Raw genomic sequence first — 12,144 nt, forward strand, 5'->3', positions numbered from 1 at the left:
GAGATCGCGGTCGCCAGTGCTTGGGAGCTTGTGGGATTGGAAGCGCGCACCCGCTACGCAGCTTTCAGCGCTGGCTCCCAGAGTACAGGTGAGCGAAGTGTTCCGGTGTCGCGGACCCTGGATAGTGCGTCTGCTGAAATCTCCAGATAGCCGGCAACTGCTTGGGTGTTTCCCAATGTCTTTGGCTGCCCTGCGCGGCGCAAAGGCCACCCGGCACGGCGCAAGATACGCTCCATCCGCGCGTCAGTTACCGTAATGACTTCTGTTAACCGCCGCGAAAGGCCGAATTCGATCATGCCCGCGAAGAGCTCGTAGGTCGCGCCGGTCAGCCCGCGCATCGTTCCGCGCGCTTCAGCGTCAACATCCAGCGCGAAACGGCTGCTTTCCCAGACCGACAGACTCGCTTCCAAGGACTGCCCATCGAGCAGAACCGGAAACGTATCTCGCAGCATCGTCGGTCCGGTCGATGGAAGCAATCGCACGCAGCCTTGAACGCTGTAATTGCTTGATCGCTGAATCAGGTAAGCAGGACCGAGGGCGTCAAATTCATCGATTTCCATGTCCCCGCTGGTCTGAACGTCCCATGCCAGTCGTTCCTTGAAAACCCGGTATCTCAGTCGGTGCATCTCACAAAGTTCTTCAGCGAAGGCTCCATAAAACTCTCGTGTGATGATCTGCATCATGATTGTGCCTCCAAAGCCGCAGGGTAGGGCATTGAAGGCGAATCGCTGGGGATGTGCAGCCTCCTCAGCTAAGGAGGGGGTGATACCGAGATCCGCTGACCAGGGGGCAGAATCTTCCAGGCCGGATATGACGATCGGTTCGAGCCTTACCGGCGATCTCTGTCGACGCCGGTACAATCCGCATCATCGGGCGCTCCAGTTCTTCCGCCCATTGCCGCAGCTGCTGGATGTGTTTGGTTGTTGGGGCAAACTCCTCGACCCGCGGAAATTAAAACCCGGCATTGATCATCGTATTCAGCCTCGTGCCGAGCGTCCCATGGTATTTCCAAACCGCCCCTGGCGAACCAATCTGTCCACGTTCACCCTCGGCGAAATATCCATTGACCGACCGAGTCTTGCGACCCTCCGCATCGCTGATCCAGCGCGGGTGCGCCGCTGCCATAAGGATCGGATGCTCGATCGTAAAGACGAAATGTTCGCCGGGAACCGGTGTCTTACGGATCACATGCACGAGGCGGCCAAAATCCTGAACATAATGAAAGGTCAGCGCGCTATAGGCGAGATCGAACGTCGTCTGGGGCAGGTCCAGCATGTCCAGATCGGCCATGCGATACTGGATGGCGGTGTCCGCGGTGTCTGCCCTGGCGCGCTCGATCATACTTTGCGACAGGTCGAGACCAAGGACCGAGGCGGCGCCCTGCGCGCGCATCCGATCGCCTTGAGCACTTGATTCGCGAATAAGGCGTGCTTCAAGTGGGTAGCAGGACCTGTGCGTGTCGGATCGATTGCGGCTCACCGGAGCCGAACTCAAACGAATCGAGCCCCGCAAGATCGAGCGCACAAGAGCCGGCTCGTGCACGCCATCGCCGATAGCAGTTGATAGCGCCGCATTGCGGCGAACTACGAGCAGGCAGGTCTTGCCGTCTTCTCGGCGATTGGTATCGCTGCGGTGTCTATCTTCTGGCTCTGATCGATGAGTTCTGAAGCTAGGTATTTCGACCAGCGGCAACAAAACGTGCAACTGCTTGGATCGTCGATCGAACGCCCAGCTTAGCCTTGGCGTTCTGCAGGTGAAATGCCACGGTATAGTGGGAGATGCCCATGATCCGGCCAATCTCCCAGCAAGATTTGCCCTGGGCGGCCCAATCTAGACATTCAATCTCCCGCCGAGAAAGCGAGACACCATCAATCTGATCGCGGGCGCGCAGCTTACGTTGTGCATGTGCATGGAAAAGCGTTGCCATAAAAGGAAGCATACGAGCATGCCGGCGTACGGAACGTCCGAAGGACTGACCTCGTTCGTTGGCGGCAAATGTGACCGCAGCAATAGCTCTACCGCTATCGTGAATCGGAACAGTGAAACCGCAACGAATGCCAAATCGGGCGGCTTCCTCGAAAAGCTTACGGGATGGCTCCGAATGTGCTTCTGGTCCGAGACCAAGGCCCCACTCAAAGGGTTTGTCCCGGCGGAGGGATTGAATAATTACAGGATCGAACCGATGATACTGTTGCTGAACGTAATGCGAAGTCCAGCTTGCTGGATAGGTCGAAATCAGAAACGGCTGCGCACCAGGCCTGGAAGGCAGAGCGAGGTAGGCGAAACAACACAGATCAAGCGCCGCTGCAGTTTCGGCCATCCCCAGCTTAAGGTCGTCGACGTCAGTACTTTCAAGGAGTTGATCGACGAAAGATTGGAAAACGTGACGTATCGTGGTCTTCCCGCTGCCGGTACTTGAAAAATTGCCCGCATGACTTTCGTCCCAATCAGTAAAACCAGATATCTTCTTGTTGGTCTCGGCTGGCATTTTTGAACTCTCTTCAGGCCTTGGTCCTGTTCTCGGATTGCGGGTCCATATGCCTCGTCACTTTGCGGCGCACGGGCAACGCCGGTGATGCGTTTCAGGATAACGCGCGAACACTGCGAAAAACCGGAGGCACCATCGGAAGTTGCGATCGATCTGATCGCAAAAACATATCAAGGTCTTCGATAGCGGTCGTTAGATCGTCCAAGCCGGCGCGCAGTCGGACTGCTAGATTATCCCATTCGAACCGAGAAGTCGGTCTGATGATCCACCGCTCGGTGTTGGAGCTCGGCGACGACTCCTTATCGATGTTGTTCGGGGGTCTCAAATCCTGCGCGGCTGCGTATAAATTCGCCGAATTTCCGCGCGACTTGGCTCTACTTTCGCAAGTTCGCACCGCAGTTCCGACTAGAAGAGGTCGTCCAAAAGGAGATTCAAATGAAGGTCGGTGTTCCCAAGGAGATCAAGACACACGAATACCGCGTAGGGCTGACGCCTGGGGCCGTCCGTGAATATGTAGCCGCCGGCCACAGCGTAGTGGTTGAGACCAATGCCGGCGCCGGTATTGTCGCGACGGATGACAATTATCGTAAAGCTGGCGCGACGATCGTTGACTCCGCGCGCGAGGTGTTCGCATCGAGCGAGATGATCGTAAAGGTCAAGGAGCCCCAACCTTCCGAATGGACCCAGCTGCGAGAGAACCAGATCCTCTTTACATATCTGCATCTGGCCCCGGATCCGGAACAGGCTAAGGGACTCATGAAGTCCGGGTGCACCGCAATCGCCTACGAAACCGTGAGTGATGCGCATGGTGGACTTCCGCTGCTTGCGCCGATGAGCGAGGTCGCGGGCAGACTTTCGATTGAAGCGGCCGGCGCGGCCCTGAAGCGGTATGCGGGCGGGCGGGGGCTGCTCATCGGCGGTGTGCCGGGTGTTCAACCGGCCCGCATTGTGGTGATCGGCGGCGGTGTTGTCGGTACGCACGCGGCAAGGATGGCGGCGGGCTTGGGTGCTGAGGTCACAATCCTGGACCGTTCGATACCTCGGCTTCGCGAACTGGATGAGCTCTTCGAGGGTCGCGTTCGTACCAGGTTCTCAACAATCGATGCCGTTGAGGAGGAAGTATTTGCGGCCGACGTTGTCATCGGTGCGGTGCTTGTTCCTGGCGCCAGCGCGCCGAAGCTGGTGCGCCGCGGCATGTTGAGCTCGATGCGCAGAGGCTCCGTGATCGTAGACGTAGCTATCGATCAGGGCGGATGCTTCGAGACCTCGCGTGCGACGACGCACGCCGATCCAACTTACGAGGTGGATGGCGTCATTCATTATTGCGTCGCCAATATGCCCGGAGCTGTCCCGCTCACCTCAAGTCAGGCCCTGAATAACGCGACGCTGCCGTTTGGCTTGGCTCTCGCCAATAAGGGATTTGCAGCCGTGCTGGAAAATCCGCATCTGCGCGCCGGCCTCAACGTCTACCGGGGACGGCTCACTTATAAGGCCGTGGCCGAGAGCCTCGGCCTGCCATTCTCACCGATTGAACAGGCTGCGGCCTGATCCCAGAGGTCCCATGCGGGACGTTTCCTCCCTGACTTGGCGGGCCACTCCTAACGGAGTGGCCCTTTTTCTTGAAGACTGTACAACTCCGCGTCAGGCAGTCTGACTTGCTCTCGAACGCGGGGACCAGATCGGGCAGCGACCAAGAACTTGTACAGATGGCGTTTTAACCAGCCCGACGATACGTTCGTGTGAGCGTCGGGGCGATGAAGGCGGTGCTGCGGTCGCTGGTGAATACGTCCGCTGTGGTCATTGGCCGCGGACCGAGCCATGGCTCCTTCAGTTCATCATAGGCCTGGTCCTACGGGCCGGATTCTCGGTTTTGGGAAGAGCGAGAACTCGTCGAGCGCAAAACAGCCGCCGAGGCTTGGCGCTACCTAGCCAACTTTCGCATCGTACAGTACGCTCAGATTTCGTGGTTCGTGCGGACGGCTGCTTCTCTTCCCACGGCGCTGGCAAATCAACGGGCAGCGCCTCGTTCGCAGCCTAGTCGTGCGCATTCTCCTGCCCCACGCTGTTTTCGATCTCCACCACATGGGGCCCGCTGCGTCCGCTCAGCGCTCACCGCACCCTGGGATCCTCACGCAACTCAGCCTCTTCGCCCCGCGCGCCGATCCGCGGCATATGCATAGCCACAACCCCCGAGTGCTGCGAAACCAACATCACAGGGCGGCCGAGACCAGGAATGCGACATTCAGGCCCTGCGACATTTTCGCTCGTGATCACCCGTTCGATCACAGCCGATACCAGGGCATCGCGCCTTCTGACCAACGGCTCAGAACCTGAATGACGCAGAACCCAGCGATTGCTCCGCCCGGCAAAAGTAGACCGGCCGGATCGCAGTATCCGGCTGTGTATCGCCGACACCGATAATTTTGGTGTCAATTGGCTCCCTCTCTCCGAGGACGCCAACAGTCCGACGACGCCGGAAGCTGACTCGGTCCAGTGTGAGCAGGGCGACAATATCTTGTGCGGCATTCTCTGCACGCGCCAACTCGATCGGCTCGCGAGAAAAGTGATCAGCTGCCGAGTCGGTCATAGCGACCCCGCGGGTGGCCCGATCGTCACCCAGAAACCCTCCGTCAGGCGCAAGAAGTTCTTGAACAGCACGTGCCCGTGTTCGGTGAGAACCGACTCCGGATGAAACTGCACGCCATACGTCGGTTGATAGCGATGTGCCAAAGCCATGATCTCGCCTTCCTCCGATCGCGCTGTCACTGTGAGATGCGGTGCGCATCCCTCCTTGAACTTAACAACAAGAGAATGGTAGCGGCCAACACAAAGTGAGGACGGAAGCCCGCTGAATAACCCTTGACCGTCATGCGTTACGTACGAGGACCGACCATGCATCGGGCGATGCGCGCGCGCGACGTGTCCGCCGAAAACGCTCCCAATGCACTGGTGTCCAAGGCAGATGCCGAGAATAGGGACGCGACCCGAAAGCTCGCGGACGACGGCGGTAGATATTCCGGCCTCGGTCGGAGTGCAGGGGCCGGGGGAGATAATGACCGCGCGCGGCTTGAGGCGAGCAAGTTCGCTGACGCTGAACACATCGTTGCGGATAACCTCTGTTGCTTCACCAAGCCTGCGAAAATAGCGGGCAATGTTGAAGACGAAGGAGTCGTAGTTGTCGATGATGGCAATCAAAATGCACCCGATCCTTCAGCGCGAAAAGCGTCGAAGATGCGCTGCGCCTTGGCAAGCGTCTCCTCGTATTCGGCCTCCGGGTCCGACATCGCCGTTATCCCGCTCCCTGCATGAAAGACGGCCACATCGTCGTCGATCGTTACAGTTCGGATCGCAATGTTCGTGTCCATGTGCCCGTTGAAGCTGATGAAGCCGATCGCCCCGCAATAGACCTCGCGCGCCACACGTTCGATCTCCGCAATGATTTCCATCGATCGAACCTTTGGCGCCCCGGTAATGGAGCCGCCGGGAAAGCAAGCCCGAAGTAAGGAAACGGCGTCCTTGTCGTCTGCAAGTTCACCCGTAACGATCGACACGAGGTGGTGCACTGAGGCATAGGATTCGAGGTTGCACAGCGCTGCGACCTCGACCGAATGCGCAGTACAAACACGTGACAGATCATTGCGCAGAAGGTCGACGATCATGATGTTCTCGGCACGGTCCTTTTCAGACGTAGCGAGGATTTCAGCGCGGTGCCGGTCTTCCTCCGAATCAGCGGAACGCGCGACCGTGCCCTTGATGGGGCGCGTTTCGACCCGTCGTCCGTCAAGCTTTAAGAATCGTTCCGGCGAGCTCGATGCAATGATCAGCTTGCCATAGCGCAGGAGGGCCCGAAGGGGGCCGGGTTCAATGATCGTAGCTGGCCGTAGAAGGTGAGCGGATCGAATGAAGTCGACACCCTGGCGCTGAAGCGCTGCGCAATGTTGGCTTGGAAGACATCGCCAGCCAGAATCAAGTCGATGACGCGCTTTACCGCCGCGATATAGTCCTCACGGCTGAAATTCGAATGCCATGCGCCCACGCGGGCGGGGGCGGCATCTCGCGGTGTGTTTGGGCCGGCAAGCAATGCTGCAAACTCAGTGGCTCGACGGTGTGCACGCGCGCTCCGACGTGTGGGGTCCTGCTCCGGCCATCCGGTGGAAACGATCCAGCATCTGTCGTCACGATGGTCGTAGCTTATTACCACGTCATAGAAATGCAGGACGGATTGGGGCAAAAGCTGACCGAGGACTGCTGGCGCCGGCAAGCGCTCCAGTGTTCTGTTCAGATCGTAAGCAAGGAAGCCGGCCGCGCCTCCCTGGAAGGGCGGAAGATCGGGACGATGCTCTTGGGGGTACCTGGCGAGCAGGGTGTAAAGAACTTCCCACGGATCACCCTCGAGAGCCTCTCCGTCGCAACTCGCCTGTCCGTCCGCGATTATGTAGGTCCCGAAAGGATCGCAGGTCAGATATGAATAGCGACCAAGCAGCTCATGCCGTGCCGCGCTATCCAGAAACGTAAGGTGCGCTCGATGCGCAAGACGCAGCATCGCTGTAATGGGCTCGATCCACTGCAACTCGCGGACGCAGATCGGGCTGTCAGCCACGGATGGCTCGCGTGCTGTGAGACGTGTTCGGATTGGAATTCCCAGCGCAGCGGAAGCGACGTTCGTCGTTCGGGAGCCGCATGGTCTTGAGATCGATTTTCAGGCTAACCTCCGCCAGTGGGATCGAGGTGCCCAGCAACCTCGCTTATTGCTGCCGTTGAGGCGGAACCCGCATCTGTTGCTACATTGTAGTCGGCGGCGAATCGCAGTTCCCGCAGGGGTCGTACCCGTCTGATCGCTTCCTGGTATAGCTCATGCGCCTTGTAAGCCGCGAGCTCCATCTCGTTGTTGAACTCACCGTACACCACGACGTCGATATCGTTGCCGAGCTGGTCGGTCTTGCGATTGCGAGCAATTTCGAGCCGACCTGCATGTGGGATTGTGGTGAGAACCAACAGGCCTTCAATGATTTGGTCGACCTGGGCCTTATCCTTGGCCGTGAACAAGACGATGTGACGAATCATAGGTGGCCTGAGTGCTGTCGAAAGTAGGTCGCATAACTATCTCGGGATCGAGCCCACCGCAACGCGACCGCCGCATGCCGAGTCGCAATCACTGCGGTGGCGTCGCCGCAGGAGGTTCTGCCGGTGCCCTGGCTGTTCAGCCCGATCCATCGCGACGCCGAACCGTCGAGCGCGCATATATCAGGCGAAGCTTTCCATTTGGCGCAGAAGTTCATCGTCAAAGTCGACCATCGGTGTGCACATAGCCGCCGCACTACGGTACGATGATCGGTTAACATCGACGCCGCAGATCATCGCGATCCGATCGCGTTGTTGCGCTTGGTCGCAACGGCTCGGATCATGATGCCGGAGAGCACAACACGTCTGTCCTGCCGGACGGCAGTATGTGATGGACGAACTGCAGGCGTTGTGCTTTTTAGCCGCCGCGAACTCCATCTTTATCGGCGACGCACTATTGACCACCAAGAGGCCCGCAGCGTGACCGTGACGAGAACTCGCCGCACCGGCTCGGCATCATGTCTGGGCTTGCTTACGTGAAACGGGCAGCAAGTACGCTGCGCGCAAACTCCAGTAGAAGTGAAAAATGCAGATCACGTTGATGGAAAAAAATTCACGGCACCTCGATGACCCAAGCCGATCTGCACTATGAAGACTCGATTTCGATTGATCGTACGCCGTTGGACGCGGCCGGAGTCCTGATCGACGAACGCATCGAAATCTACCACATCGAAACCGAAGCGCGCTTTGCCACCTATGTGATCGAGGCGCCCCAGGGGGCCGGCGTGATAGGCCTGAATGGTGCGGCCGCGCGACTCGCGATGCCTGGAGATAAAGCCATCATCGTTGCATATGCCTTTTTTGATGAGGCGGAAGCAAAAACGTTCAGGCCACGCGTCGTGCTGGTTGACCAAAAAAACCACATACGGCCAGGTTGAAAGCCGAAAGGCCGATCATGGAGTCATTGTCTTCAGCGGCTAATGGAATCTTTGTGCGATCGGTGGCGATCCTGAGAGTTAAGAATGAACCCAATCCATGCGGCCAAACTTGGCGACTATGTCGCGGCCTTGCTCACGCAGAATGAAGACGACCGGCTGCGCGGCCTCAAGCCACGCGCAGGCATCGACTTCGTATCGAACGATTATCTTGCGCTAGCGAGCGCGCCGCGCATGAAAAAGGCTGTTTCCGCCGCACTCGAGGCTGGCACTCCGATCGGAGCCGGCGGCTCGCGGCTTCTGCGGGGCAACTGCGAGGAGCACGAATGTCTCGAAGCAGAAGCGGCTCAGTTCTTTGGGGCGGAGGCGGCGCTTTTCTTTGGCGGCTGTTATGTCGCGAACTTTGCCGTCCTGACAACATTGCCGCAGCGAGGGGACTTGCTCGTGCTCGATTCGCTCGTGCATGCCAGTATTCATGAAGGAGCGCGGGCTGGGCGGGCCGAGTTTCGGATAGCCGCCCATAACGATCCGCACTCGGTCGAAAGCACAATCCGTGGCTGGCGCGCCCAGGGCGGAATGGGTCGCGTCTGGATCGTGGTCGAAAGTCTCTACAGCATGGATGGTGACTTTGCGCCGCTCGAAGACCTCATCGCGATTGCGGGCCGACACGACGCTTTCCTGATCGTCGATGAGGCGCATGCCACAGGCGTCTATGGCGAGCAGGGACGAGGGCTCGCCGCCTCCTATAAGGGGTGCGAGAATCTTTTGGTCGTTCATACCTGCGGCAAGGCGCTGGGTGCTGCAGGCGCGCTCGTCACTGCGTCCGGCGTGCTGCGGGACTTCATCATCAATCGCTGCCGTCCCTTTATCTTCGCCACCGCGCCATCACCGTTGATGGCTGTCGCAGTGCGGGAGGCACTTTTAATCCTGCAGCAGGAACCTGAGCGTCAGCAGCGTCTAGCCAACCTGGTCGCGTTCACGCGTCGGGAGATCGTCGTGCGCGGCCGCTCGAGCCCTTCGAATTCACAGATCATTCCGTATATAGTGGGCGACAATGCGCGTGCGATGCGGCTCGCCTCCGCGCTGCAGGCTCGCGGCTTTGACATCCGTGGGATACGGCCGCCAACCGTGCCAGCGGGAACGGCACGCTTGCGAATTTCCCTGACGCTGAACGTCACGGAAGATGATGTATCCGAAATGCTTGATGCGTTGGTTGAGGAGACGTGGGGTGACTGGAATGAATCAGCGGATCGTGGTGACAGGCACGGATACGGGAATCGGAAAGACGGTCTTTTCCGCAGGACTGGCCGACCTCCTCGGCGCGAATTATTGGAAGCCGATCCAAGCCGGCCTCGACGGAGAGACCGATAGCGAGCTCGCCGCACGGCTCGGGGGTCTCTCGCCCGATCGCATCGTGCCGGAGCTCTATCGTCTTCGAGCGCTCGCTTCGCCCCATCATTCGGCCGAAATTGAGGGCGTTCGCATCGACGCAGACACGCTCGATTTGCCGGACACCGGAGAGCGCCCGCTAGTCATCGAGGGGGCCGGCGGGCTGATGGTGCCGGTCAATGGTGATACACTCTACATCGACGTCTTCGAGCGATGGCGGCTACCAGTCGTGCTTTGCGCGAGCACGGCACTGGGGACGATCAATCACTCACTGCTTTCGATAGAGGCTTTGCGAAAGCGCGAGATCCGCATTCTTGGGATTGCCTTCATTGGCGAAAGAAATGCCGAGACTCAGAGTGCAATTCGCGAGATGGGGCGGGTGCGTTGGTTAGGGCGATTGCCTTGGCTTTCTCCTCTCACACCAGACGCGCTGCACTCGGCGTTCAAAGCCTCGTTTGTTGGTGATGATTTCATGCCATGATGCCGAAGACGAAGTCGGCGATCTGGCATCCGTTCACGCAACACGCGCTTCAATGGTTGCATCCAGGCCTTTGGCTCAAGCTGGAATTCCCGATGGGCGACGTCGAAGAGCGATGCGGCATTTTAGTAACTCAGGCCACGGTTTTGAGGACTTGATAACGATAAGCCCAGGGCAGGAGTCGATCGATCTCGCTATTGGAATCAGTGAGATAGGCAAGCCGATCGACGTCGTATTTGGGTCTGCGCGTGACAAGGACGCGGAACAGCGCTGGCACCATGTCCAGCCGCTCGCTCTTGTCCTGACCGATCCAATTCGCCGCGACAACAGGGGCAGGTCTTGTCGTTGATATCGACGACAGCCTCGATCCGCGGCAAATGCACTGGCAACGCTCCGCGATTGCGCGCGGCGCTTGCGAACCCGTGCCGTGCGGCAGACAGTATTCGCCGCCATTCGGCGATCTTAAGATCGAGACCGCCGATATCATCAACCCGCGTTCCGTGACGGTTTTGAAGCAAGCCCTCGGAGGCCGTGGAGTACATCGGCTGTTCGCCAATGGCGGCATCTGTCTTGCCACGGCGTCGCGCCGCCCTCATCCGCCAGAGAGCATACGTTGGGATCGTAAGCCCGGTGGAGGCCTATTCGGGCAAGGCGGAGCTGCGCTTCATCGGTCACCACAGCCGGACCTTGCCCTGGTCACCGCTTTTCAATTGACCGCCTCGGCTGCTGCGCAGCTGGCAGCGTCAGTGTATCGGGCTCCGATCGTGCCAATTTAAAGGGAGGGGACGCGCCGAACGGCTTTGTGGGTGATCAGTGCGCCTCGTCGGCACGACGGCTGTGACGGGCCGGTCGCCAACCTTCACATCCGGAGCAGCTGGGACATGATTCCTGAACAAGCCGTACGGCAAGCCGAGTTAGAACCGTTGGATTTGTTTCACCCCCCGCGGATGCACGTAGAACCTTCTCTGCGAGGCATGCCTTCAATGAAGAGGTCCGCATTGCTTCGGGCACCATTTGGACGGCATCGTCCAGCACGCCCCTCAATACAGAGCGCAGGGTCGTGTGTGAGGAGCTTGCAACGGTCATGGGGCTACTCCAAAAGAGGATGCGATCTTTACGTATCGGCTCCGGCTTTACCCAGCTAGTCTTCCTGAGAAGGTCCGTTGAAGTCGGCGTTCAATGGCGCAGTTTCGACCAGCGGCTGGCGCGGTCGGCGTTGGGAGCCATCACATCGACAAATACAAGGAATATATTTAGCCTCGGTGACACTGAAGCTTGGGATTCAATTTCTTTGTTGGTTCTGCTTTTCCGGGATAATGTTAGGAAAAATGTAAGCACCAACCGCATCTGCACAGGTCGCGCGGCCGAGAGGTCCGCTCAAAACTGATAGAGGAGGCACTGAATTGTTACGATGGCATTCGACTATGGACAATTGTCAAGACGAGAGGAGTAAGGTCGAATGCAGGCCGGCTGTTTGCGGGCAGCTCGTTTGGCTGAGGGGCGATATCATCCGCGCGAATAGGCGGCAGGCGATCTTTTTCCAAGCATAGTTCGGAAGGCTCGCCCTCGACCAACACGAACGAGGGCGCGCCCGTCCGATCATGGCGCGATGCGGAACGCCCCTGCTACCTGATGCAGCCCGCATTCAATGGTCAACACCATCGGGCCCTATGGACGGAAGGCGGGGTACCCTGGACCGGCGATGCACGCCCGCGCAGCGCCTGCAAGGCCTGATGCGGGCTCTGCTGGGGCATGAAAGCGTTTACAGAACATTCGTCTAGCCTCGATGCCGG

General features: G+C 58.8%; 8 protein-coding genes and 4 pseudogenes. 5 read left to right on the forward strand and 7 right to left on the reverse strand.

Annotated features, from left to right (window positions below):
• Positions 1 to 53 precede the first annotated feature (53 nt).
• From ACP2YO_RS12925 to ACP2YO_RS12935, 3 genes are all read right to left on the reverse strand, one after another.
• The gene (locus ACP2YO_RS12925; RefSeq protein WP_426441205.1) at positions 54 to 683 is read right to left on the reverse strand and encodes an acyl-homoserine-lactone synthase; all 630 of its coding nucleotides are present in this window, start codon (positions 681 to 683) and stop codon (positions 54 to 56) included.
• A gap of 268 nt (positions 684 to 951) precedes the next feature.
• Complete coding sequence (locus ACP2YO_RS12930; protein ID WP_426441206.1) at positions 952 to 1,704, reverse strand: class I SAM-dependent methyltransferase; 753 nt, start codon at positions 1,702 to 1,704, stop codon at positions 952 to 954.
• Entirely contained in the window at positions 1,670 to 2,392 is a 723-nt protein-coding gene (locus ACP2YO_RS12935) for a LuxR family transcriptional regulator (RefSeq protein ID WP_426443165.1), read from the reverse strand. The genes ACP2YO_RS12930 and ACP2YO_RS12935 overlap by 35 nt, the downstream gene beginning before the upstream one ends.
• A gap of 531 nt (positions 2,393 to 2,923) precedes the next feature.
• Between ACP2YO_RS12935 and ald the strand changes: the two genes are divergently transcribed.
• Complete coding sequence (gene ald / locus ACP2YO_RS12940) at positions 2,924 to 4,036, forward strand: alanine dehydrogenase (protein WP_426441207.1); 1,113 nt, start codon at positions 2,924 to 2,926, stop codon at positions 4,034 to 4,036.
• A 1,035-nt stretch (positions 4,037 to 5,071) separates the two neighbouring features.
• On the opposite strand, the gene ACP2YO_RS12945 is transcribed toward ald, so the two are convergent.
• The 3 genes and pseudogenes from ACP2YO_RS12945 to ACP2YO_RS12955 all read right to left on the reverse strand — a co-directional run bounded on the left by ACP2YO_RS12945 (position 5,072) and on the right by ACP2YO_RS12955 (position 7,552).
• The gene (locus ACP2YO_RS12945) at positions 5,072 to 5,683 is read right to left on the reverse strand and encodes an anthranilate synthase component II (protein ID WP_426441208.1); all 612 of its coding nucleotides are present in this window, start codon (positions 5,681 to 5,683) and stop codon (positions 5,072 to 5,074) included.
• Positions 5,680 to 7,031 (reverse strand): annotated as a pseudogene (gene pabB, locus ACP2YO_RS12950) (aminodeoxychorismate synthase component I). Before pabB ends, ACP2YO_RS12945 begins: the two are co-directional and overlap by 4 nt.
• A 161-nt stretch (positions 7,032 to 7,192) precedes the next feature.
• Positions 7,193 to 7,552, reverse strand: coding sequence for a Dabb family protein (locus ACP2YO_RS12955; RefSeq protein WP_426441209.1), 360 nt, complete (start codon positions 7,550 to 7,552; stop codon positions 7,193 to 7,195).
• Between the two features lie 279 nt (positions 7,553 to 7,831).
• Between ACP2YO_RS12955 and ACP2YO_RS12960 the strand changes: the two are divergent.
• From ACP2YO_RS12960 to bioD, 4 genes and pseudogenes are all read left to right on the forward strand, one after another.
• Positions 7,832 to 8,151, forward strand: a pseudogene (locus ACP2YO_RS12960) (biotin synthase BioB); the annotation flags it as partial.
• Positions 8,136 to 8,487, forward strand: a pseudogene (panD, locus tag ACP2YO_RS12965) (aspartate 1-decarboxylase). The pseudogenes ACP2YO_RS12960 and panD, both read left to right, overlap by 16 nt.
• Before the next feature lie 84 nt (positions 8,488 to 8,571).
• Complete coding sequence (locus tag ACP2YO_RS12970) at positions 8,572 to 9,855, forward strand: 8-amino-7-oxononanoate synthase (RefSeq protein ID WP_426441210.1); 1,284 nt, start codon at positions 8,572 to 8,574, stop codon at positions 9,853 to 9,855.
• Positions 9,740 to 10,354: a dethiobiotin synthase gene (gene bioD, locus ACP2YO_RS12975; protein ID WP_426443166.1), complete on the forward strand. Its 615-nt coding sequence runs from the start codon at positions 9,740 to 9,742 to the stop codon at positions 10,352 to 10,354. Before ACP2YO_RS12970 ends, bioD begins: the two co-directional genes overlap by 116 nt.
• Positions 10,355 to 10,583: 229 nt before the next feature.
• Here the strand turns inward: bioD and ACP2YO_RS12980 are convergent.
• Positions 10,584 to 10,783: pseudogene (locus tag ACP2YO_RS12980) on the reverse strand (IS66 family transposase zinc-finger binding domain-containing protein); the annotation flags it as partial.
• Positions 10,784 to 12,144 lie beyond the last annotated feature (1,361 nt).

Origin of the sequence: Bradyrhizobium genosp. P (genome assembly GCF_049949265.1) — a bacterium.
GTDB lineage: Bacteria > Pseudomonadota > Alphaproteobacteria > Rhizobiales > Xanthobacteraceae > Bradyrhizobium.

Coding starts and splice junctions, on each gene's coding strand:
- ACP2YO_RS12925 (WP_426441205.1), bottom strand. CDS start 683: ATGATGCAGATCATCACACGAGAGTTTTATGGAGCCTTCGCTGAAGAA.
- ald (WP_426441207.1), top strand. CDS start 2,924: ATGAAGGTCGGTGTTCCCAAGGAGATCAAGACACACGAATACCGCGTA.
- ACP2YO_RS12955 (WP_426441209.1), bottom strand. CDS start 7,552: ATGATTCGTCACATCGTCTTGTTCACGGCCAAGGATAAGGCCCAGGTC.
- ACP2YO_RS12970 (WP_426441210.1), top strand. CDS start 8,572: ATGAACCCAATCCATGCGGCCAAACTTGGCGACTATGTCGCGGCCTTG.